The 21,644-nt window shown below is 65.1% G+C and carries 18 protein-coding genes and 2 pseudogenes; 10 read left to right on the top strand and 10 right to left on the bottom strand.

The genetic code is table 11. The annotated features are described in order from the left end of the window. Positions 1 to 58: 58 nt before the first annotated feature. Positions 59 to 955, top strand: a complete 897-nt coding sequence (locus tag J3367_RS18000; RefSeq protein ID WP_024351805.1) for a dihydrodipicolinate synthase family protein — start codon at positions 59 to 61, stop codon at positions 953 to 955. A 444-nt stretch (positions 956 to 1,399) separates the two neighbouring features. Here the strand turns inward: J3367_RS18000 and J3367_RS17995 are convergent. Both J3367_RS17995 and J3367_RS17990 read right to left on the bottom strand, forming a co-directional pair. Continuing rightward, positions 1,400 to 1,822, bottom strand: a pseudogene (locus J3367_RS17995) (ATP-binding protein); the annotation flags it as partial. 54 nt (positions 1,823 to 1,876) lie between these two features. Then, a complete protein-coding gene (locus J3367_RS17990; RefSeq protein WP_024351804.1) occupies positions 1,877 to 2,767 on the bottom strand; it encodes an AraC family transcriptional regulator in 891 nt (296 codons plus the stop codon). 134 nt (positions 2,768 to 2,901) lie between these two features. On the opposite strand from J3367_RS17990, the gene J3367_RS17985 reads away from it, so the two are divergent. The 4 genes from J3367_RS17985 (at position 2,902) to J3367_RS17970 (ending at position 5,514) form a co-directional block, all read left to right on the top strand. After that, the gene (locus J3367_RS17985) at positions 2,902 to 3,645 is read left to right on the top strand and encodes an SDR family NAD(P)-dependent oxidoreductase (RefSeq protein WP_024351803.1); all 744 of its coding nucleotides are present in this window, start codon (positions 2,902 to 2,904) and stop codon (positions 3,643 to 3,645) included. Between the two features lie 34 nt (positions 3,646 to 3,679). After that, positions 3,680 to 4,081 carry a VOC family protein gene (locus J3367_RS17980; protein ID WP_024351802.1) on the top strand — a complete coding sequence of 134 codons (402 nt, stop codon included), beginning with the start codon at positions 3,680 to 3,682 and terminating at the stop codon, positions 4,079 to 4,081. A 4-nt stretch (positions 4,082 to 4,085) separates the two neighbouring features. Next, on the top strand, positions 4,086 to 4,430 hold the full coding sequence (locus J3367_RS17975; RefSeq protein ID WP_081651978.1) for a nuclear transport factor 2 family protein: 345 nt from the start codon (positions 4,086 to 4,088) through the stop codon (positions 4,428 to 4,430). Between the two features lie 100 nt (positions 4,431 to 4,530). Further along, on the top strand, positions 4,531 to 5,514 hold the full coding sequence (locus J3367_RS17970; protein WP_024351800.1) for a saccharopine dehydrogenase family protein: 984 nt from the start codon (positions 4,531 to 4,533) through the stop codon (positions 5,512 to 5,514). 10 nt (positions 5,515 to 5,524) lie between these two features. Here the strand turns inward: J3367_RS17970 and J3367_RS17965 are convergent, their stop codons facing one another. Further along, on the bottom strand, positions 5,525 to 6,130 hold the full coding sequence (locus tag J3367_RS17965) for a TetR/AcrR family transcriptional regulator (RefSeq protein ID WP_024351799.1): 606 nt from the start codon (positions 6,128 to 6,130) through the stop codon (positions 5,525 to 5,527). A gap of 172 nt (positions 6,131 to 6,302) precedes the next feature. Between J3367_RS17965 and J3367_RS17960 the strand changes: the two genes are divergently transcribed. The 4 genes and pseudogenes from J3367_RS17960 (at position 6,303) to J3367_RS17945 (ending at position 9,959) form a co-directional block, all read left to right on the top strand. Beyond that, positions 6,303 to 7,049: an SDR family NAD(P)-dependent oxidoreductase gene (locus tag J3367_RS17960; protein ID WP_024351798.1), complete on the top strand. Its 747-nt coding sequence runs from the start codon at positions 6,303 to 6,305 to the stop codon at positions 7,047 to 7,049. Between the two features lie 181 nt (positions 7,050 to 7,230). Further along, entirely contained in the window at positions 7,231 to 8,256 is a 1,026-nt protein-coding gene (locus J3367_RS17955) for a zinc-dependent alcohol dehydrogenase family protein (protein WP_024351797.1), read from the top strand. Beyond that, positions 8,250 to 8,639 (top strand): VOC family protein, encoded by a 390-nt coding sequence (locus J3367_RS17950; protein WP_029703588.1) that lies wholly within the window; start codon positions 8,250 to 8,252, stop codon positions 8,637 to 8,639. The genes J3367_RS17955 and J3367_RS17950 overlap by 7 nt, the downstream gene beginning before the upstream one ends. 517 nt (positions 8,640 to 9,156) lie before the next feature. Then, positions 9,157 to 9,959: pseudogene (locus J3367_RS17945) on the top strand (IS5 family transposase). Here J3367_RS17945 and J3367_RS17940 read toward each other — a convergent pair. From J3367_RS17940 to J3367_RS17910, 7 genes are read right to left on the bottom strand one after another with little or no spacing between them, the layout of a single operon-like run. Then, on the bottom strand, positions 9,956 to 10,846 hold the full coding sequence (locus J3367_RS17940; RefSeq protein ID WP_421461898.1) for an ABC transporter permease: 891 nt from the start codon (positions 10,844 to 10,846) through the stop codon (positions 9,956 to 9,958). The pseudogene J3367_RS17945 and the gene J3367_RS17940 overlap by 4 nt on opposite strands. Next, on the bottom strand, positions 10,843 to 11,781 hold the full coding sequence (locus tag J3367_RS17935) for an ABC transporter permease (RefSeq protein WP_024351794.1): 939 nt from the start codon (positions 11,779 to 11,781) through the stop codon (positions 10,843 to 10,845). Before J3367_RS17935 ends, J3367_RS17940 begins: the two co-directional genes overlap by 4 nt. After that, entirely contained in the window at positions 11,778 to 13,205 is a 1,428-nt protein-coding gene (locus J3367_RS17930; protein ID WP_024351793.1) for an alkaline phosphatase family protein, read from the bottom strand. Before J3367_RS17930 ends, J3367_RS17935 begins: the two co-directional genes overlap by 4 nt. Further along, positions 13,202 to 13,936: a glycerophosphodiester phosphodiesterase gene (locus J3367_RS17925; protein ID WP_024351792.1), complete on the bottom strand. Its 735-nt coding sequence runs from the start codon at positions 13,934 to 13,936 to the stop codon at positions 13,202 to 13,204. Before J3367_RS17925 ends, J3367_RS17930 begins: the two co-directional genes overlap by 4 nt. Positions 13,937 to 13,962: 26 nt before the next feature. Next, the gene (locus tag J3367_RS17920) at positions 13,963 to 14,778 is read right to left on the bottom strand and encodes an ATP-binding cassette domain-containing protein (protein ID WP_051141644.1); all 816 of its coding nucleotides are present in this window, start codon (positions 14,776 to 14,778) and stop codon (positions 13,963 to 13,965) included. 11 nt (positions 14,779 to 14,789) lie between these two features. Next, complete coding sequence (locus J3367_RS17915; protein WP_244495470.1) at positions 14,790 to 15,833, bottom strand: ABC transporter ATP-binding protein; 1,044 nt, start codon at positions 15,831 to 15,833, stop codon at positions 14,790 to 14,792. Then, positions 15,830 to 17,395, bottom strand: a complete 1,566-nt coding sequence (locus J3367_RS17910) for an ABC transporter substrate-binding protein (protein WP_421461894.1) — start codon at positions 17,393 to 17,395, stop codon at positions 15,830 to 15,832. The genes J3367_RS17915 and J3367_RS17910 overlap by 4 nt, the downstream gene beginning before the upstream one ends. Positions 17,396 to 17,966: 571 nt before the next feature. Here J3367_RS17910 and J3367_RS17905 point away from each other — a divergent pair. After that, positions 17,967 to 21,308, top strand: coding sequence for an AAA family ATPase (locus J3367_RS17905; protein WP_024351788.1), 3,342 nt, complete (start codon positions 17,967 to 17,969; stop codon positions 21,306 to 21,308). The last annotated feature ends 336 nt before the right edge of the window (positions 21,309 to 21,644 follow it).

Below are 21,644 nucleotides of genomic sequence, written 5' to 3'. Positions count from 1 at the left end.
CTAGAAGCCGCGCTAATGAGTTGATGCGCGGCGTGTGCCAATCGCAACGGAGCTGACGATGTCCGGTCCTTCTCCCTTCCACGGCTTGTGCGCCTTCCCGATCACGCCTGCTGACGAACACGGGCGCGTCGATGTCGAGATGCTCGCGAGGCTTCTGGACCGCTTGTGCGAAGCGGGCGTCGATTCGATCGGCCTTCTTGGCTCCACCGGCACCTACGCCTACCTAACAAGGGAAGAGCGGCTTCGAGCGGCGAAAGCCGCGGTGGAGTGCGTACGAGGGCGCCTACCGCTCGTCGTCGGCGCCGGGGCGCTCCGCACGGATTGGGCGCAGGATCTTGCACGGGACGCCGAGGCCGCAGGCGCCGACGCGCTGCTCATGGCACCGGTCTCCTACACGCCACTGACGCAGGACGAAGCCTTCGAGCACTACGGGGCCGTGACGGATGTTTCCGGATTGCCGATCTGCCTCTACAACAATCCCGGCACCACCCACTTCACCTTCGGCTTCGATCTCCTGGAGCGGCTCTCCGGCCTCCCGACGATCCGGGCCGTGAAGATGCCCTTGCCCTCGGACGGCGACTACGCTGGCGAGCTCGCCACCCTGCGCAACCGGACGGAGCTTGCGGTCGGCTACAGCGGCGACTGGGGCACTGCGGATGCGTTACTGGCGGGGGCGGATGCCTTCTACAGCGTCCTCGGCGGCGCACTGCCCGGTCCGGTCGTTGCCCTCGCGCGCGCTGCGCGGGCGGGCAATGCCGAGGACTTACGTCGCATCGATGCCGAGCTGTCGCCGCTTTGGGAGGTCTTCCAGATCTTCGGAAGCCTACGCGTCATGTACGTGCTCCTTGATCTACTAGGTCTCGGAAAAATGGAGCTGCCGCGACCGATCCAGCGGCTTGGGACAGAGGCGAGGGAGCGTGTGGCAGCGGCGGCGGAACCGTTGCTGGCCAGTTGATGAGGCGAGTTTTCCCATTTCTGGTTTGCACGACGGATGTCTGTGTAGTGCAAAGGGAGGCAGCACCACGAGCGGCTCTTCTGGGTCGTGAGCGGAATGACGGCTATTTGCGACAACGCTCCAGAAGCGGACGGTCTTCTTTCGGCCCGGTTTCCGCAGTCAGAGATGGTTCCTGGTCGGGGTATTTACCCTTGCTGCCTGAACTCGCGAACTCTCCCAACTCGTGCGTCGAAGGGCCCGGTCGGTGTCCTGCCGTCCTGGTGCCTGCATCTAAACTGGGCCCGATCGGCGAGTACGATCTCCGCTCCGAACTTGCTTGCCGGCTTCTCGAGCCTACTGCGTCCTTTTGGTTCTCACTTGACCGACAGAAGTGTTGATTCCCACGCGGAACTGACCCGGGTTGTCCATCGAGGAGTAATCCGGCTTCGAGTTGAGTTGAGATGGTCATGTCTGGGTCAAGGTATGTTCGCCTTCCTTCCTCTTGCGGTTGGTGGCCGCGGTGCTCGCCCTGAAGCGGAAGCTGTCATTTCCGATTTCGAGAATGTGGCAGCGATGGATGCGTCGATCGAGTAGGGCGGTGGTTATCTTGGCGTCGCAGAAGACGGTGGCCCATTCGCTGAAGCTCAGATTCGCCGTGATGACAACGCTGGTGCGCTCGTAGAGCTTGCTCAGCAGATGGAAGAGCAGCGCGCCGCAGGAGGCACTGAATGGCAGGCATCGAAGCTGGTCTAAGACCACGAGGTCGAGACGCGCAAGGGTCTCGGACAACTAGCCGGCCTTGGCCTTCTCCTGTTCGAGCGTGTTGACGAGTTCGATGGTCGAGAAGAACCGAACTTTCCGACGCTGATGCATAACAAGCTCGCCGCCGCGCCTTACAGAGTCGAGGACAAGCGGTCAGGACGGCGCCCCGCAGCTTGGACGTCAGGAAGGGCGTCCGAGTTCGCTCTGAACCTTGGCGGCGTCACGGGACGGCGGAAGGCCGAAGAACCGCGCGTACTCTCGGCTGAACTGCGAGGCGCTCTCGTAACCGACCTCGAAGGCAACAGCGGCGGCGCTTTCGGCCCCGCCGATAAGCAGGGTTCGGGCATGGAGCAGCCGGATCTGCTTCTGAAACTGGAGCGGGCTCATCGCGGTCGCCGCCTTGAAGTGCCGATGGAAGGCGGAAGCACTCATCGCCACCATGTCTGCCAATGCCTCGACGCGCATCGGGCTGCGGAAGTTGCCTCGGATCCACTGGATCGCGAGGCGCATGCGGGACAGGGCGGTGTCCGGCATGGCAATGTCGCGCAGCATCGCCCCGTGCGGCCCTTGCAGGACCCGGTACAGAATCTCCCGCTCGTAGGCAGGGGCGAGAACCGGGATGTCGCCCGGAACCCTCATCAGGCGCAGCATTCGCACCCAGGCGTCCAGCAGGTCGGGCGTTACCGAGGCAACGGAGAAGCCGCCGACGTGCAGGTTGGCATGGGATAGGGGCGGTGCATCCGCCAGCATGCCTGCGACAACGTGCGGATCGATCGTCAGGCTGACCGCAAGGTAGGGCTCGCCCGTCGCCGCCGCGTGGATGGACCCCACCGCCGGCAGATCGATGGACATGACGAAGTAGCTCGCGGGATCATAGTCCAGCGTGCGGTCGCCGATCGTCATCGATTTCCGCCCCTGGAGGATGAGGTTGATCATCGGGTCGTAGACGGCGGAGAGCTCGTGCTCGGGAATCTTTCCCTGCACCATGGCGACGCGCGGGATACCCGTGTCGGTTCTTCTGTTCTCGGCATGCGAGGCCAACGCGCGCAGTTCGTTCAGGCGATCTTCCATACCTCGAGGCTTGCAGTCGGCGACCGGGCGCGCAAGCCGGAAAGCAGGAATAGGCAAGAACCGGACAGGATCGGGCCCGACCTCCTGTCCGTGGCGGCGGTAGAAAAGAGCCACGGACAACGCGGAGAACACCAATGAAGATTGCCATCATCACCGGCTCCAGCCGCGGCCTCGGCCGGAGCACCGCACTCAACTGCGCCCGGCGCGGTGCGGGTGTCATCGTTACCTACAACAGCCATCCCGACGGCGCCGAGGAGGTGGTCCGGGCGATCGAAGCCGAGGGCGGCAAGGCCGTGGCGCTGAAGCTCGACGTCTCCGACACCGCTTCGTTTCCTGCCTTCCGGGACCAGGTAGCCGAGACACTGTCGGCGACGTGGGACCGAGCCGACTTCGATCATTTGGTCAACAACGCGGGCTACGGCCTCTGCAACCCAATCGAGACCGTCACCGAGGCCGACTTCGACGACCTGTTCAACGTGCACCTGAAGGGGCCCTTCTTCCTGACACAGGCGCTGCTGCCGCTGATGGCGCGCGGCGGGCAGATCATCAACCTGACCAGCGCCACCACTCGCGTCGCCACCGCCGGCGTCGCGCCCTATGCCGCCTTCAAGGGCGGGCTCGAGGTGCTGACCCGCTACATGGCCAAGGAGTTCGGCGACCGCGGCATCCGGGCCAACGCTGTCGCGCCCGGCGCCATCCGCACCAACCTCGGTGGCGGCTTGAACGACGAGTTCGAGGCGCTCCTCGCCGGACAAACCGCACTCGGCCGCGTTGGCGAGCCCGACGACGTCGGTCGGATGATCGCCGGCCTCCTCTCGGACGACAATGCCTGGGTGAACGCCCAGACCATCGAGGTCGCCGGCGGCTACGTCATCTGAACCACCCGTCCAAACTCAGCCGCAGGAGAGTCCCGTGCTCGACCACGTCTTCATCTCGGTCAGCGATCTCGACCGCTCGATCGCCTTCTACACCGCGACCCTCGCGCCGCTCGGCATTACGGACCGCGTCGACTACGACGGCGCTGACGGTCCACCCGGGCATCCCGACCTGAAGGGGTTCGGCTGCGACGGCCGCATTTTCTTCTGGCTGCGCCCAGGGATAGTCGAGGGGCGGGCCGCCCATGTCGGCTTCGTCGCAAAATCCAACGCCGCGGTCGATGCCGCCTATGCCGCGGCGATGGCGGCCGGGGCGACCGACAACGGCAAGCCCTCGGCCCGGCTTTATTACGACCCACGCTACTACGCCGCCAACGTCCTCGACCCCGACGGCTACAGCCTCGAGTTCGTGCACAAGAGCTGGCAGCAAGGGAGCTGATGCCATGTCCGATCAAGGCAAGATGCATCGCGCGGCCGAGGCTTTGATCGCGGCGTGCAACGCCTTCGACGTTGACGCGGCCGTTGCACTCTTCAGGCCGGAAGCGGTGATCGACGATCCCTCGACAGGCCAGCGCTTCGACGGCCACCCCGGTATCCGAGATTACGTCACGCAGTTCTTCGTCGGCTACCACTCCGTCACGCGTCTTCTGTCGATCGAGGCAGTGGCCACGGACCGTACCCGGGTGCGGGCCGATTTCACCGGCGACTTCGGCCATGAGGTCGGACTGCTGGATGTCTCGGTCGATCAGGATGGGTTCATCGTTCGCATCGACGCTGATCTCGAGTGACGTCGGCCTGAGCGCCGCAGCCTCGAGTCCACGCTTGGCGACACCTGAACCTTACACCCGCACGAACGCCGACCCTCGGTGCGTCGGAAAGGAATAAACCATGACGAAACTACTGATCTACGGCGCCACCGGGTACACGGGTCGGCTGGCGGCGGACCGGGCGAAGGCTGTCGGGCTCGACTTCGAGATCGCCGGGCGGGATGCCCCCAAGCTGGACGCGGCATCGGTCGAGCTGGGTGTTGCCCATCGTGTCTTCTCGCTCGATGACGCAGGCGAACTTCCCAAACACTTAGCCGGATGTTCGGTACTGCTCAACTGCGCGGGTCCATTCGCCAAGACCGCGGAGCCGCTGATGCGGGCCTGCATGAAGGTCGGTGCCCACTACCTCGACATTACCGCCGAGATCAACGTCTATCGCCGGGCCGAAGCCTTGGGCGGTGAGGCCGAAGCCGCGGGAACGATGCTGCTCCCGGGCGTTGGCTGGGACGTGGTGCCGACGGACTGCCTGGCCGCCCACGTGATGAGCCGGGTGAAGGATCCGAGACGGCTACGGATCGCCCTCCAGGTCGCCGGATCAATGTCCCGAGGTTCGGCAGTCAGCGCGGGAGAGATCATCGGTGCGGGGTTGATGGCTCGTGTCGACGGAGCCCTTGTGACCAAGTCCGACACGAGCTTCGCATCCTTCAACTTCGGCGACGGCGCGGTCGATTGTGCGCCGCTGTCGTTCGGCGATCTGGTGACCGCCTGGCGTTCCACCGAGATCCCGAACATCGAGATGTTCGTCCACGTATCTGGTGACGCTTTCCCCGAGGGCGACCTATCGACGTTGCCGGACGGACCCAGCGCCGAGGAGCGCGATGCGCACCGCGCACGAGCGGTGGCCGAGGTCACCGGGGCCGACGGGACGGCCGCCCGCTCCGTTATCGAAACCGTGAACGGCTACTCCTACACGCCGTTGGCTGCCGTCGAAGCCGCGCGGCGGGTGCTGGCGGGCGAACACGAACCCGGCTTCCAGACCCCGGTCAGGGTGTTCGGAGCAGGCTTTGCCGAGACAATCTCAGGGACGACGATCACCGACCTCTGACGGTGAGCACTTAAGCGGCGTCTGGCGGTACGCCAACGTTCTGGAACTCGCCCTCCAGCGTGCGGCCTGCCATCCGCGCAACCTCGACCAATCGTTTCTGCGACATGCCAAGGCACGCGAAGGACGACAGGCCGCGCATGGTCACGAGGACGTAGTCGGAGATTTCCCGGGCGCGGGTCGGATGATGGAGCGCCACATAGGCATGGATGGCATCCATGGCGCCCCGCCCTAGCTCCATGGCCATCCGCCGCGCGGTCTCGTCGTCTGCCCGCATCCCCTCCGTGACGAGGCAACCCTTGAGTTCCGCGTCGCCGCCATACTGACGGGCGCTGGCAACAAGAAGCGCGTTCAACGCCTCGGCAGGAGGACGTCCAGGAGCGAGCAGCTTGTCGAGCGGCAACGCGTGCAACGACGAGTAACGCTTCATCGCGCGCTCGAAGAGTTCGGCCTTGCTGCCATAGGCAGCGTAGAGGCTCGGCGGGTTGATCTCGAGCTCCTTGGTCAGATCGGCGATGCTGACGGCGTCGTAGCCATGTCGGTGGAAGAGTGCCTGCGCCTTGGCAACACCCTCCTCGCGATCGAACGCCGGCCGCCGCTTGCGCTTCTGTGCCTCCATCAAACCCTCCGTTTCGACCCATGATATAACGGTCGCTACACCGACGCACAAGCCGACACCATCTCTTGTATGTAGTGAATGGTATATAAAACGCTTGCCAGCGCATTGTCGTGCATATAGCGTCCGCTACATGAATGGTGGCGATGATGCCTCCGGTACCGGGAACGAGCTTATGACATTCGCAGGAAAGATTGCCGTCGTGACGGGCGGGGCGACGGGCCTCGGCTTCGCCATTGCAAAGGAGCTGGTGAGCCAGGGCGCCCGCGTCGTGGTGACGGGTCGGCGCCAGAAGGAGCTCGACGAAGCCGTCGCCATGCTTGGCGAGATGAGCGCCGCGGTGCAGGCGGACGTCTCGAAGCTGGAGGACCTGAGCCGACTGTTCTCGCAGGTCGGCGCCGAGCATGGTCGCGCCGACGTCCTGGTCGCGAACGCTGGCAAGGGAGAGCTGGAGCCTTTGGGATCGATCACTGAAGGATCGTTCGACCGGATCTTCGACACCAACGTCAAGGGCGTGGTGTTCACCGTCCAGCACGCATTGCCTCTGATGCGCCCGGGCGGCTCGATCGTCATCGTCGGCTCGACCGCATCGATCAGTCCGGGCCCGGGGCTCAGCGTCTACGGTGCAACAAAGGCCGCCCTTCGCGCGCTCGTCCGAGCCTGGGTCCTTGACATCAAGGGAAGCGGCATCCGCATCAACCTCCTCAGCCCGGGCCCGGTGAACACCCCATCTCTTCGGAACATGTTTCCGACGCCCGAAGAGGCCGAAACCGCGATCGCCTTCCTCAACGGCCAGAGTACCATCGGTCGCATCGGCGAGCCGGAGGAGATCGGACGCGCGGTGGCTTTCCTCGCCAGCGACGCGGCCAGCTACGTCAACGGCGCCGAGCTCTTTGCCGACGGCGGCGCCTCGCAGGTCTGAGGCCCGCCGAGCTCGCCGCAAGGATGTCTGTCCGGCAAAGATCGGAGCCGACGAACCGACCACCAGCTTCCTCGGCGTAGCTCGGTTCAAGCAGCCCCGGGGACCTGACGTCCCCCACTATCCCTTTCCAATCTTGCCGCGCCAAACGATCTGCGTCGGCTTCACTCCATTAGAGGTTTCCATGTCCACTGCCCAACGCGTTGTCTATCGTGAACTCGGCGGTCCCGAAGTCCTGAAGCTCGAACCCCTCGATCTCCCGGAGCCGGGCCGAGGCGAAGTCCAGTTGCGGATCCTTGCCGTCGGCACCAATCGGTTCGACGCGTTGATGCGGCGCGACCATTACGTGATCGCGCCCGCCTTTCCTTCAGCGATGGGCAACGAAGCTGTCGGCGTGGTGAACGCCGTCGGTGCCGACGTCAGTCATGTTGCGCCGGGCGACCGGGTCGCGGTTCTCCCGGTCGTCTCGCCCATCATGGGGACGGGGACCTATGCGACCGATGCCAATGTTCCCGCTCACGCGGTCGCGTCCGCCATCGCGGAACTGACGTCGGCGGAGGAGGCGGGCCTTTGGATGGCAGCCTTGCAGGCATGGAACATGATGGCTCGCCACGACCTACCAGCAGGAACATGGGTTCTGGTAACGGCCGCCACTTCGGCAGTGGGATTGATGGCCTTGCAGATGGCGCGCGATCTGGGGCTCCGCGCCATTGCCACCACCCGCCGCAAGGACGCAGAGACTTCGCTGTTGGCCACCGGCGCCGCCGCGGTCATCGTCACGCGCTCGGCCGGTGATCTGGCTAAGGGCGTCGAGGAGATCACCGGGGGAGCCGGAGTCGGTCTGGTCATCGAAGCGGTGGGTGGCGACACGCTCGCCGAATGCATCGGCGCTACCGCTGAAGGCGCCCACATCATCTCCTATGGCGCGCAGAGCTCTCCGGACTTCAAGGCCGCCCGGGTCAATCTGCCCCTGATCGCGCTCGATCGCAGGACGCTGACCTTCTCGGAACTGTTCGAGGTGACGGAGAATGCCGAGCGCTTCGCCGCCGCTAGAGATTACATCCGCGAGGCTGTTCGCCGAGGCGCGCTGCGGCCGGTCATCGACCGCACCTTTCCACTGACTGAGGTCCAGGCCGCGCACCGCTACCTTGAATCCGGCCGCCTCACGGGAAAGGTCGTTCTCTGCGCGACGGAGGAAGTCCCATGCTGATCGACCATGTCGAGATCCCGGTCTCCGACGCGGATGCGGCCAGGGCGTTCTACGAGGCGGCGCTCGGACCCCTCGGCGTGGCCTGCATCGTGTCGGTTTCGCCGGATCATTCGGCGAGCGGCACCAAGCGGCATGGCCTGGGAAGCGACGGATACCCGCGCCTGTGGATTCACGACGGCGAGCCCGCGCCTGGTGGTGTTCATCTCGCTTTCGCCGCGCCCGACCGTGCCACGGTGGATGCCTTCTACGCGGCGGCCATGTCCGCCGGCGGCCGGGACAATGGTCGGCCCGGCATCCGCGCCCGATATCATCCGTCCTACTATGCCGCCTACGTCCACGACCTCGATGGCAATAACATCGAGGTCGTGTGCCAAAGGGAATGAACGAAGAGGCTGCTTAGGGAGGCGGCATGACGGTCAGGACATGTGGATGCAACTGCGGCGCGGTCCGCCTCGAGATGCGCGGCGACCCGATCCGCGTCGGCCTCTGCCACCGCACCGTCTGTCGGAAGAAGACAGGCGGACCCTACCTGGCGTTCGCCGTCTTTGCAGAAGCGGTCGTCACCGTCACCGGCGATACCCGGGGATGGGCGGGACTTCGTCCACCGTCACTTCTGCCCGACCCGCGGCTCGTGGCTCTTCAGCGTCGAGGGCAACGGAGAGCTCAAGGTCCGCCGCGGGTGCCTCGACGCCGCGCCGACGGATCTGGCGCCCACGTACGAGAGCTGGATCGTCCATCGCGAGAGGTGGCTTCCCGGAGGTGCCGGGGCAGGGCAGAGCGAGCGGGATCGGAATGCGCAAAGCTAAATCGCAGGGAGCGCTCGCGGCCACTAGGTCACGAACTCATAAACGGGTAGCGGATTTGGCTGCGGGATGATTCAAGCTCCGAAAGGAGTTTGCAATGTCGCAGCGCCGCTACGAGCTGACCGATTTCGAATGGTCGATCATCGAGCCACTTTTGCCGAAGAAGCCGCGCGGGGTTCCACGTGCCGATGACCGCAAGGTCCTGAACGGCATCTATTGGCGGCTTCGCATTGGGTCGCCATGGGCCGACATTCCGGAGCGCTACGGTTCGGCGACGACCTGCTACAATCGCTTTGTGCGGTGGCGCAAGGTCGGTGTGTGGGACCGCATCTTCGATGCCGTTTCGGTGGCCTACGATGGTTATCTGCAGTCGACCGACTCCTCCTCGATCAGGGTTCACCAGCATGCCAGCAACGTCAGGCGGCAAAAAAGGGGGCGCCGAAGCCGCCAGCCTGGCACGATCCGTCGCCCTCTGTATGGGGCGCTCGCGGGGCGGATTGACGACGAAGATCCATGCCCTTGTCGATGCCGACGGGCTACCTGTGAAGCTGGCTCTCACCGCCGGGCAGGCCCATGACGGGCGCTCGGCCATTGGCATGCCCGACACAATCGGCCCGGGGCAGGCCCTGCTTGCCGATGCAGCTTACGACAGCGACGCTTTGCGTCGCCAAATGAAGGCGCAAGGCGGCTGGGCTTGTGCAAAGCCGATGCCCAACCGACGCGAAAAGCCCCCTTCAGCCGCTATCTCTATCGCTTCCGGAACGTGGTCGAGCGGTTCTTCAACCGCATCAAACACTGCCGCGCCATCACGACCCGCTACGAAAAGCACGACGCTATCTCGCACTCGTCAAACTCGCCGCCGTCCGACTATGGATCGCAGCTAATGAGTCAGTGGCCTAATCCGCGTCACGCAGGGTTGGATCGAGACGGTCACGCAGCCAGTCACCGAGCAGGCTTACCGACAGCGTCGTCAGGAAGATTACGACGCCGGCTGGGATTGCCATCCACCAGGCCGTCGCGATGTAGTTCCGCCCTTCGCCGAGCATCAACCCCAGGCTCGTTTCCGGTGGCTGGACGCCAAGCCCGAGAAAGCTCAGCGAGGTCTCCAAGAGAATCAGTTCCGGAAAGTTCAAGGTGACCTGCACCACGAGGACGCTGAGAATGTTGGGCAGTACGTGGCGGACGTAGATGCGGAACGGGTGGACGCCGAGCGTGCGGACGGCGAAGGCGTAGCCCTGCGCGTTCGCCTGCAGGACCAGCCCGCGCGTCAGGCGCGCATAGACTTCCCAACCATAGAAACCGACCACGATGAGGAACAGTTCGAAGCTGTTGCCGAAGAAGGCGAGGATCGCCAGCGCGATGATCAGGAACGGCATCGACGCCTGGAAATCGACCAGCAGCATGACGACTTCGTCGACCCAACCGCGGAAATGGGCGGCGAGAAAGCCGAGCATTGTGCCGATCACGGAACCGATCAGCGTGCCGCAAAACGCGATGAGGACGCTTGTGCGCAGGGCGTACAGGAGCCGCGAGAAGACGTCGCGACCTAGCCCGTCAGTACCCAGAATATAGGCCGGGTCGCCGCCGAGAAAGGCTGGTGGCTTAAGGCGATTGAGCAGGCTCTGCTCGGCGTAGCCGTAAGGCGCGATCAGGTCTGCGCCGATGGCCGTGATAAGAACGAGGAAGAGCCAGGCGCTGCACAGGCTGACGACCACCGGCAGGCGGCGCTGTCGCCGCGTTGATTGCGTCTCTGGTTCGGTGAGGATCGGATCGACGGAGGTGCTCATGCCTGCGCCTCCCGTCGGCCAGCGCCGATGCGTGGGTCGAGCCAACCATAGAGGATGTCGACGAGGAAGTTCACGACGACCATGGTGAAGGCGATCAGCAGCACGACCGTCTGGACGACGGCGAGATCGCGGAAGGCGACGGCATTGACGAGAAGCTGGCCGACGCCCGGCCATGCGAAGACTGACTCGACCACCACCGCACCGCCGATCAGCGCCCCTATGCGAAGACCGATGACCGTGACGATCGGGATGCCGGCATTCGGCAGTGCGTGGCCCATGATCCGACGCCCGAACGGCACGCCCTTGGCCCTGGCTGTCCGCATGAAGGGTTGATGCAAGACTTCCAGCAGCGACGAGCGGGTAAAGCGTCCGACCGTGGCGGCGTAGCTGGTGCCGAGCGTCACCGCCGGCATGATCAGGTGCTCGATACTGCCGGCACCCGAACTGGGCAGGACCCGCCAAGTCATTGCGAAGAGCAGGATCATCAGAATGCCAAGGAAGAAGTTCGGCATCGAATGGCCGAAGATGGTGAAGGCCATGGTCGCGTGATCGATCGCGTTCCCACGGTTCAGGGACGCCAGGATACCCGCTCCGAGCCCGAGAAGCAGCGTGAGGGCAAGCGCCGCGAGACCTAGTTCAAGCGTCAGGGGCACGCGCTCTAGGACGATTTCGAGCGCCGGCCGGTCGTCGCGGAACGAAAAGCCGAAATCTCCGCGGACGAGGCCCGCGACGTAGCGCAGATATTGTTCCGGGAGCGGACGGTCGAGACCCCACATCGTGCGGTACTGCGTGATCACGGCCGCCGGCGTGTCGTCGGGGAGCATCTGCGTGACCGGATCGCCGGACATGCGCAGGACGACGAAGACGAAGGTCACCGCCAGAACGAGCGTCAGACACGCGCGCAGCAGCTTCGTGAGGACGAAACGCGGGCTCATTGCAGCAGGTCTCCCGGTCCGTTCGACCAGCCGTAATCGGTGATTGCCCGGCCGTCGACGAGCCACTGCTCGACGATCTGTTGGTGGTCGCCGACCGCGGCCATGAGGCTGCGGCGCTCGACGCGCGCAGCGCCGCCGTCCTGATTTGCCAGGACCTCATGCATGATGCGGCCGCTGGTTCCGTCGCTTGCAAGACCGAGGACCGCCAGTAGCGTCGGCGCGATGTCGGGCAGCCAGCATGGTGTCGCCGATCGCACGCCGCGATGGAATGCCGGCCCGGCCGCAGCGAGAACGGTCGAGAGCTCGCCTCGGGCGAGGCCGCCATGCATGCCGCCGCCGGGATCGATCCCGCCGACGAACAGGCAGGTTTCCGGCGAGCCGGGCTCGGGGCCCGTCGAAGCTCGGAGCGTGAAAGAGACGGGCGCAGAGCGACGATGGCCGCCGCCCATGGCCGAGGCCGCGATCGCGCCCGGCACGGCGGCCTGCGGCTCGCCGGGAAGGTTGACGAAGACCAGCCCGCACCACGGCTCGGCCGCCAGTCTTTCGACGGTCGCGGCGATCGTCTCGCGGGATGGTTCGGGGAGATAGAGGCCGGAAAAATAACCGGGCGCCAGATGGTCCACATGGTCGGGCAGGGCTGCCCTCAGATCGACCCGGCGCGTGCCGGTGATCTGGCCATGGTCAGACATGACCATGATGTTTTCCGGCCCGTCGCCGGCCTCCCACCAATCGAGAAGGCGCCCGAAGGCGTCGTCGCAGCCCCGCTGCGCGGCGATCGTCTCGAGCCCGTCGATCCCAAACCCGTGCGAGGTGATGTCCGGATCCGACATCCAGAAGATTGCCAGATCCGGACCATACGCAGGATAGACGAGGTCGGTCAGGACTCGCGTCGCATAGTCAATCCTTGCCGAGTTGGGCGTTGCGCCTTCTGGTACTGTACCGAACCGGTCCTCAGCCTGCCGCATGACGTCCGGCGTTCCGACCCCCTCATGCACCGAGAACACCGGCTGTCCGAGACTGCCCGCGCCGTAGCTCATCATGAAGGTAGCGCCGGGCGTGGCCGTGCTGACGACGGCGAAGCGCTTGCCTGCGCGCGCAAGCCGATGGCCGAGGCTCTCGCGATCGACGAGGACGCCGAGCGCGTCGGCTCGCAGGAGATTGTCACGCTTCGCCGTGTTGAAGAGACCCGCCGCCGAGACCTCCGGATGGATGAACTGGTTGGCGACGAGCCCGTGCTGGCCCGGAGCGCAGCCGGTGACCGTGCTGGTCGAGGCAACGCGGGTCTCGCTCGGAAAGACGCTGCGCGAATGGGTCATGTCGACGCCGCCTGCGATGAACCGGGCCAGATTCGGCATTCGTTCGGCCGTGGCCCGGTCGCGCCGCAGTCCGTCGAAGCAGACGAGAAGGGTCGAGCCTTGGTTCATGCGCGGGCCTCCGGCTGATGGCCGGCAAGGGCATCGCGCGCTGCGGCGGGATCGTTGACGAGGAAACCGGCAACGCCGTTGGCGGCCATGCGGCGCAGGGCCTCAGGCACGAAGTCGCCGACGTCGCGGCCGGTGTGGTGATGACCCGTGGTGACCCAGACCCGGCGGTTCCGGCCATTGACGGCATCGAGGCGCTCCGGGCTCGCGTCGCACTCCCACAGGCGCAGGATGGTGCCGCCGGCCGCGAAGAACGCCTCTTCTTCGTCAGGGTCCTTCAGAAGGCCCAATATGGCGGCGCTCGTCCGGGCTCTGACGTGGCGCACCGAGGCGATGTCATGGAGACCGAAGACAGGTCTGTCACGACCGCAAGCCTCTGACACCGCGACGATGCGATCGAGTGCTTCGGGCCGCTCGTCCTTGATGTCGAAAAGGATGGCTTGCCCGGCCGGCAGAACGCTGAACAGCAGCGCCAGAGGCGGTGCTGCCGCCGCACCGTTGGCAGCGATTGCGGCAAGGGTTGCCACGTCGATATCCGCGATCGTGTCGTGACGGCCCGCAAGCCGAGTAAGATCGCCGTCGTGGCAGCACACGAGCGTCCCGTCGCGGGTCATGCGGATGTCGGCCTCGACGAAGTCGGCGCCGGCCTCGTATGCGGCCCTCCAGGCATCGGGCGAGTTTTCACGGTGCGCGGCCGAAAAGCCGCGATGGGCGACGATCGCCGGTCTGTTCATGACGGAGAAAGGCATGGGTAGGATTCCTAGGCGGCTTGGGCCGCCGCTTCGCGGGCTCGGCGCATGGCGGGAGAGGCCGCCGGCAGCGCCGCGATCAGCGATTGCGTGTAAGGATCTTCCGGGCGGGCGAAGACCTCGCTCGCCAGCCCTGTCTCGACGATCCGTCCGCGCTGCATCACCGCGATGCGATGGCTGATGTGGCGCACCACGCCGAGATCATGGGAAATGAAGAGGTAAGCGACGCCGAACTCGACCTGGAGGTCTTTCAACAGGTTGAGGATCTGCGCCTGCACCGAAACGTCGAGTGCGCTGACGGCTTCGTCGCAGACGATCAGCCGCGGCGACAGAGCGAGCGCCCGGGCGATCACCGCGCGCTGCAACTGGCCGCCGGACAACTGGTGCGGAAAACGCGATCCGAGCCCGGCAAGGCCGACACGGGCGAGCAGGGTCTGCGTCTTGTCCTCGCCGTTCACCACCGCGTCGATCCGATGAGCGGCCATGGCGCCGTGGATCTGCGCGGCAATTGCCAGCCGTGGATCGAGGGCCTGGGACGGGTTCTGGAAGACGACTTGGACGGTCTTGCGCTGCCGGCGCCATGCTGCCGTGTCGATAGCCGCATAGGGCTCGCCGTCGAAGGTGACCCGGCCCTCGCTGGGCGCCTCGATGCCCGCCGCGATGCGGCCGAGCGTCGACTTGCCGCTGCCGCTCTCGCCAACGATCCCGAGCGTCTCGCCCGGGCAGAGCGTCAGGGTGACGTCCTTGACGGCGCTGACCGGATCGCCGCGGCGGAGCAAGACGTGCTTGCCGCCATAGCGCCGGCTCACGGCCTGAAGTGCGAGCATGGGGTCGCTCATCAGCTCTGGCCCGGAAAGTGGCATGCGACGGTCTGCGACCCGGCATAGGGCCGTGGAGGCGGGCAGGTCGCGCATGGATCGGCTTGCTTGTCGCAACGCGGACGAAACGCGCAGCCGGTGGGGCGCGCCGCCGGCCGCGGCACCGTTCCACCGATAGCCGCGAGCCGTCCGTCCGTCGCCGACAGCGCATGCAGGCGGCAGTTCATCAGGCCCTGCGTATAGGGGTGGGCAGGGTGGTCGAAAATGTCGTCGACCGTGCCCGTCTCGACGATCCGGCCAGAATACATCACCGCGACGCGGTCGGCGATCTCGGCGACGACGGACAGGTCGTGAGTGACGAAGATCATCGCCGTTCCCGTCTCGTCTTGCAGAGCCTTCATCAGCTTCAGGATCTGCGCTTGGGTGGTGACGTCGAGCGCCGTGGTTGCTTCGTCGGAGACGAGCAGCCGCGGGCTGCAGGCGAGTGCCATGGCGATCATTACCCGTTGGCACATGCCGCCCGACAATTGATGCGGATAGGCACCGGCGCGCGCTTGCGGGTTCTGAATTCCGACCTTGTCAAGAAGTTCGACCGCCCGGCGCATCGCGACTTTCCACGAAGCCCCCTCGTGGACCACCAATGCCTCGGCGACCTGGCGGCCGACCCGCTGCACCGGGTTCAGCGAGGCGGCTGGATCCTGGAAAATCATCGCGATGTCGCGCCCGCGCAAATGCCGCAGTGTCCGCTCGTCGAGGCCGGTCAGATCGTTGCCGAGAAGGCTGACGCGACCGGCCTTCAGGTGCACGGGATCCGCCAGCAGGCCCATCGTGGCGAGGCAGGTCAGGCTCTTGCCGCAGCCACTTTCACCAACAAGGCACAGCGTTTCTCCGGCGGCGACATGAAGCGAGGCGTCAAGAACGAGATCCACCGTATCCGTGCCGATGGTCATCCCCTCGATCGAAAGGACCGGAGCCGCAGTATCGGCAGGAGCGATCGAGACATCCGAAACGGGGGAGGCGCCGGCAAAGCCGGCGCCTCCCGTTGGCGGGAGGGAGAGGTTCACGAGCCCTTGGCCCCGTCCTCCAGATTGAAGGGCCGCAGGTCCATGTAATAGAAGGTGTAAGGCTGCCATTTCAGAGACTTGCGTACGCCGTAGGTCTCCAGCGGCTGGTACAGGATCGTGCCGGGCGCATCGTCCTCCCAGGTGTCCATCAGATCGACGGCGAGGTCAAAACGCTTGTCGTGGTCGAGCGTCGTCTCAAGCTCCTGACCAATCTGGTTGAACGTGTCGGGCGTCCAGCTTTCCCAGGTCTTCTGGGCCGAGCCATAGGGGCCCCAGGTGTTCCACAAGCCGCCGACCGGGTCGGGATAGCGGGTGGAATTCGACCAGTTGCGGACCATCAACTCGTCGTTCGAGAGGGAGTCGAGATCCTCCATCACGTTTAGCTCGGCATTGAAGCCGACAGCCTTCCACATCTCCAGGATCGCCTGGGCGGCCGGCAAGGCGTTCAGGTAGTATTGCGGCTCTGTGGAGTAGATGATCGCCTCGCCGTTGTAGCCGGCCTCTTCGAGGAGCTGACGGGCCTTGTCCGGATCGTAGGCGAAACCGGGGCGTTCGGCCTGGTACATGTCGCCATATTCTGGATATTGGTGACCGTTCGGCACCACGGCATCGCCATTCCAGAGCGCATCAACGAGCAGCTTGCGATCGATTGCCAGGTTCATCGCCTGGCGAATGCGCTTGTCGGCCAGCACGGGATGGTCGGTGTTGTAGACAAGGACGTGCGAGTTCGCGAGGACAACGCTGCGCGTCTCGATGTCGTCATAGGCGTCGATCTGGGCGATCTGGTCCGGCGCCACATTGGTCACGATGTCGAACTCGCCGCTGACGAGACCGGCGATGCGGGCGGCCGGCTCCGGCACCCTGCGGAAGGTCACGGTCGCCGCGGTCGGCTCGCCGTCCCAATACTGGTCGAACGCGTCGAGCCGGATGTACTGATCGGCCCGGTACTCGTCGAGCATGTAGGGACCGGTGCCGACTGGAAACTGGGCGAAGCTCTTGCCTTCGGCTTTCTCCAGCCAGTCGTCCTTGTCGACGATCCAGGAGGCCCAGGAGGCGAGGCGCTGCTCGAGAAGCGGGTCCGGCGCCTTGGTGACGAAGCGCACGGTGTAGTCGTCGAGCTTCTCGACCCGGTCGAGTACGCCGAAATAGGCCCGACCTTGTGGCAGCGGCGAGTCCTCACCGATCAGGCGCTCGGGCGAAAAGGTGAAGACCACGTCGTCGGCATTGAACGCGGCGCCGTTGTGGAACGTGACGCCCTCGCGGAGCTTCACTTCGAGTGTTGTGTCGTCGATCCGCTCCCAACTCTTCGCGAGCGATGGAACGAGCTTGGCGCCGCCGCCGCCTTCACCCGAGAGGAAGTCCCGGCGGATCAGGGTGTCGAATACCGAGTAGGTGATCCGGGTGCCGACATTGGAGAGTTCCTTGCCTGGCTCCAGCGTCGGCGGATTGTCTGCGACGGCGACGACGATGTCGGGTCTGTCGGCAGCTTGCGCCGGCATTGCGCCGAGACCGCCCATGGCAAGCCCCGCAGCAAGGCAAGCTGTGATCGTCCTGTCGAACATGTTCGCTCCTAAGTCCTACTGACAAAGGGCGTCTATCGCTCTGGTGAGAAGCCGCAGTGACACTCACGCGACGATTCTGTGAACGAGGGCGGCGAAGGATCGAGGACGTCGGCCCGCAGAGCAGCAGAATGTTTCGACGGACAGCTTCTGCGTGGACGTTCAAGGGAGCCGGGGAACTTGCCGCCGAGCCCTGCCAACGGCTTAGTTGCGCCCAATTCAGGCATAAGAGCCAGTTCCGCGATCGTCTATAGCTGACATCGAGTGGCTTCAACGGCTGATCTCGTCAGCGGTGGGTGCGCAAGCTAAACGAGTTTGCCTACAGTATCCCGCCGATGGAACGCGAACTGAAATTGGCCCATGCGACGAGAGCGTTATGAATTATCGTATGCGTCGGCAGATTTCTAAGACGCTATTTGCAGGCAGCTAAAATACAACTCCTGCTGGAAGTGGGTGAAGCCACATAGCGCTATTGTCAACTTCCTCTCCTGCAGCGGTGCCATACCATGCCGTACCCGCACGGCCGCCCCAAACGTGCTAGCCTGACGTGGGGCTAGGCTCGGATGGCGGGAACTTGGAACGAAGAACCGATCATGGTGCGGAGACCGACCACGACCGTCCCGAAGGGCTCGAGTCCTGGTTGCGCCTGGCCGGCCTAGAAGCTCTGGCACCGCGCCTGATTGAGGAGGATCTGGATCTGGAGCTCTTGCGTGAGCTCGACGAATCCGACCTGCAGGAACTCGGCCTGACGCTCGGACAGCGCCGGCGCTTGCTAAAGGCGCTGCACGAGGCGACGCCGGCGCGGCCTGTCGACGCCGAACCGCCGTCAGACGGTGCAGCCGAACGGCGGCAGATCACCGTCATGTTCGTTGACCTCGTCGGCTCCACCGAACTCGGCGCGCGTCTGGACCCAGAGGAGATGGCGACCCTGATCCGTCGGTTCCAGGACACGGTCGCGGGCGAGATCGCTCGGTTCGGCGGCCATGTCGCCAAGTTCATGGGGGATGGCGTGCTAGCCTATTTCGGCTGGCCGCGCGTGCGCGAGGACGAGGTCGAAATGGCGTTGCGCGCCGGCCTTTCGGTCGTCGAGGCGGCCGGGCGCCTCGCTTCCCCTACGGATATCCCGCTCGCCGTTCGCGTCGGTTGCGCAAGTGGTCCCGTCGTGGTCGGCGACCTCATCGGCGACAACGAGGCGCGCGAGCGCACCGTCGTCGGCGATACGCCGAACCTCGCCGCGCGGCTGCAATCGATCGCGGCCCCCTCCGCCATGGTGATCTCGGCGATGACGCGTCATCTCGCAGGCGAACACTTCGAGGTCGAGCCCTTGCCGGCGCTGAGGCTGCGTGGCTACCTCCGGCCGGTCGAGGCCTTCCGCGTCCTGCGCGAAAAGATGCTCGTAAGCCGCTTCGAGGCGCGGGAGGGTCATCGCCTGCTGCCGCTTTGCGGCCGCGCGATTGAGTTGTCGCTCCTGCTTGAGCGCTGGGAGCTGGCGAGGGGCGGCGAGGGGCAGTGCGTACTCCTGACCGGGGAGGCCGGCATCGGCAAGTCGCGGATCACGGCGGAATTGCTGCGTCGTCTGGAAGGCACGCATCACTTCCGGATTCGCCAGCAATGCTCGCCCTACTACGCCGATACACCGCTCTGGCCGGTGGTCCAGCAACTACGGCACGCGGCTGGGCTCGACCCCGATGTCGGAAATCCAGAGAACCTTAATCGTCTGACTGCACTGCTGGCGAAGGGCGATGAGGAGACGATCGGCGCGCTGCCGGCGCTGGCCGACGCCGTTGGTCTGGTCCCGCCAGACTCCGAAATTTTCGAGCGATTCGGTCCGCAGCAACGCCGTGTGATTACGCTGCAGGCGCTTGCTGCCCAACCTGTGGGCCTTTCTCGCGCCCGTCCGGTCCTCATGGTGCTGGAGGACGCGCATTGGGCCGATCCCTCCACGCTGGAACTCTACGGCCTCGTTCTCGACGCGATCGGCGACCGGCCAGTGATGATCCTTATGACCAGCCGTCCAGAGGGTGGGCCGCGGCTGACGGCCCATCCCCATGTCACCCGGCTCGCGCTCAATCGGCTGAGCCGTGCCGCCGCGCAAGAGCTGATCAGGGAACTGATGAGTGATACCGCGACGTCGAGCGAGATCCTGGAAGAGATCATAGCCCGCACCGACGGCGTGCCGCTTTTCATGGAGGAACTGACCAGAGCCGTCATCGAGTCCGGCAGCCAGGGCCCCTCGCTCGCCGCCATCCCCGCTTCTTTGCACGACAGCCTCATGGCCCGCCTCGATCGACTGCCGGGCGTTCGCGAAGTCGCGCAGATCGCCGCGTGCATCGGCCGCGAGTTCGATTACGCGCTGCTCGCGGCCGTGGCCGGCCTGCCCGGGGCGCAAATCGACGAGGCGCTCGATCGGCTGGCCGAAGCCCAGTTGGTCTTCCGCCGCGGCGCCGCTCCCGCCGTTCACCATGTCTTCAAACACGCACTGGTCCGTGACGCCGCCTATGCCAGCCTGTTGCATTCGCGCCGCCGAACTATTCACGGAGTCATCGCGGCCGCGCTCACCGCGCGTCCCGACGGGGCGCCCCACAGTCTGATCGCCTACCATGCGGCCGAAGCTGGCGATCTGCCACAAGCTATCGATCGCTTCGTGGCCGCCGGCCGTGCCGCCACCCATCGCAGCGCCAATGAGGAGGCGGTGAGCGCCATTTCCAACGCACTCGCCCTCACGGAGAGACTTCCCGAGGGACCCGATCGCGCGACGCGAGAACTGGACGCACGTGTTGCCCTCAGTGTGCCGCTCATCGCGGTGCGGGGCTATGCCTCGCCGGATGTCGAGGCGGCCTTGACGCCTGCCGTCGCGCTCGCTGAGCAACTTCGGGACGATGCGTGCCGCTTCACGGTGCTGCGCGCGCTCTGGAACTGCGTCTACGATCAGGGGGAGTTGACGCGCAGCGCCGCGCTCGCCGATCAGCTCATCGATCTGGCCGAAACCTGCGGTCGGGGAGACTGGTTGCGGCTTGCCCGACGCGCCCGCGGCTCCAACTGCAAGTCGGAAGGTCGTTTGCCGGAGGCGCGTGCGGCGTTGGAGGCCGTGCTCTCTGACCCCACGCCATGGTCGCCGGAGCAATCTCTCTTCGACCACGGCGAGAATCCGGAATTGATCGCACATCTCTATCTCGGGTGGATCGATACGGTCGAAGGCATGCCAGCCACCGGCCTTGCCCGGATCGAGGCGGCCATCGGCGATGCCGATGCGCTGGAATTCCCGATCGCCAGTGTTTTCGCTGGTGCCATTCGCAGCTTGGTTCTCTTCTTGCGGCGGGATGCAGAAAGCTGTCTGGAACAGGCAGAGAAGAACCTGCGGCTGAGCGAGAAGCACGGCTTTGTCTTCTGGGCCGCGCACGACAACATCTTCATCGGTTGGGCAAAAGTGCTGCTGGGCGGAGGCGTGTCAGCCCTCAAACAGTCACGCGACGGCATCGAAAGGTGGAAGCGGACGGGCGCGCGCTTGCATGTCGCGACCTGGGATGCGGTCGCCGCCGACGCGGCGCTCCATCTGGGATGCACGGCGGACGCTGTGGAACTGGTCGAAGAGGCGTTTGCCTGCACCGCGCACGCAGGTGAGGAGTTCATGCTATCCGAAATTCAACGTCTTCATGGGTGCAGGCTTCTCCATGAGGGCGACGTCGATGCCGCAGAAGAGGCCCTCGGCCGCGCTTGCGCTACGGCGGACTGGCAAGGCGCCCACTGGTTCAAGCTACGAGCGGCCCGCGACCTCGCCGCGCTCCGCATGGCGAGGGGCGACAATTCGGGAGTGTCATTGTCAGCGCTCGTGAGTGCCCTCGACTCAGTAATCGAGGGTGACAATCTGAGGGACGTCGTTGAGGCGCGCGATCTGCTGCATCTGCTCCGCGAATAGCTCGTGACGCCGCTACACCGTTGGATGCGATCTGCTGATGTAATCCACCGTCCGAATCGTCAGAAACCGATTCCGAGTATCCTGAGGATTTGGGTCTTAATGAGCGTGACCCGCTTCGCTCGCGCGCCCAATTCCCAAGTCCGGGACTGGTTTGGCAACAAATGGCAGAGCGCGAGGGCCACGGGCTCTGCTGAACAACAACTCTCATATCTGCGTACCTAAGTGGACGGTCTCTTTACGGCCCAATGCTGAACCGGAAATCATTTCCGACCCGGGTGGAAAGCGGCCAGGCAGTTCTCCAGCGTCGATGAGAGAAAAGCGGACGCATGTTGAGCT

The organism is Aurantimonas sp. NFXS3 (assembly GCF_049132005.1).
Taxonomy (GTDB): domain Bacteria; phylum Pseudomonadota; class Alphaproteobacteria; order Rhizobiales; family Rhizobiaceae; genus Aurantimonas; species Aurantimonas coralicida.
The sequence above is the reverse complement of the archived record's forward strand: the minus strand, read 5'-3'. Positions and strand labels throughout refer to the sequence as shown.

Excerpts from the sequence above, each read along its gene's own strand:
- J3367_RS17950 (WP_029703588.1), top strand. The coding sequence starts at position 8,250 with ATGCTGATCGACCATGTCGAGATCCCGGTCTCCGACGCGGATGCGGCC.
- J3367_RS17940 (WP_421461898.1), bottom strand. The coding sequence starts at position 10,846 with ATGAGCACCTCCGTCGATCCGATCCTCACCGAACCAGAGACGCAATCA.
- J3367_RS17930 (WP_024351793.1), bottom strand. The coding sequence starts at position 13,205 with ATGAACCAAGGCTCGACCCTTCTCGTCTGCTTCGACGGACTGCGGCGC.
- J3367_RS18000 (WP_024351805.1), top strand. The coding sequence starts at position 59 with ATGTCCGGTCCTTCTCCCTTCCACGGCTTGTGCGCCTTCCCGATCACG.
- J3367_RS17920 (WP_051141644.1), bottom strand. The coding sequence starts at position 14,778 with ATGCTCGCACTTCAGGCCGTGAGCCGGCGCTATGGCGGCAAGCACGTC.
- J3367_RS17965 (WP_024351799.1), bottom strand. The coding sequence starts at position 6,130 with ATGGAGGCACAGAAGCGCAAGCGGCGGCCGGCGTTCGATCGCGAGGAG.
- J3367_RS17910 (WP_421461894.1), bottom strand. The coding sequence starts at position 17,395 with ATGTTCGACAGGACGATCACAGCTTGCCTTGCTGCGGGGCTTGCCATG.
- J3367_RS17975 (WP_081651978.1), top strand. The coding sequence starts at position 4,086 with ATGTCCGATCAAGGCAAGATGCATCGCGCGGCCGAGGCTTTGATCGCG.
- J3367_RS17925 (WP_024351792.1), bottom strand. The coding sequence starts at position 13,936 with ATGAACAGACCGGCGATCGTCGCCCATCGCGGCTTTTCGGCCGCGCAC.
- J3367_RS17990 (WP_024351804.1), bottom strand. The coding sequence starts at position 2,767 with ATGGAAGATCGCCTGAACGAACTGCGCGCGTTGGCCTCGCATGCCGAG.
- J3367_RS17935 (WP_024351794.1), bottom strand. The coding sequence starts at position 11,781 with ATGAGCCCGCGTTTCGTCCTCACGAAGCTGCTGCGCGCGTGTCTGACG.
- J3367_RS17985 (WP_024351803.1), top strand. The coding sequence starts at position 2,902 with ATGAAGATTGCCATCATCACCGGCTCCAGCCGCGGCCTCGGCCGGAGC.
- J3367_RS17960 (WP_024351798.1), top strand. The coding sequence starts at position 6,303 with ATGACATTCGCAGGAAAGATTGCCGTCGTGACGGGCGGGGCGACGGGC.
- J3367_RS17970 (WP_024351800.1), top strand. The coding sequence starts at position 4,531 with ATGACGAAACTACTGATCTACGGCGCCACCGGGTACACGGGTCGGCTG.
- J3367_RS17955 (WP_024351797.1), top strand. The coding sequence starts at position 7,231 with ATGTCCACTGCCCAACGCGTTGTCTATCGTGAACTCGGCGGTCCCGAA.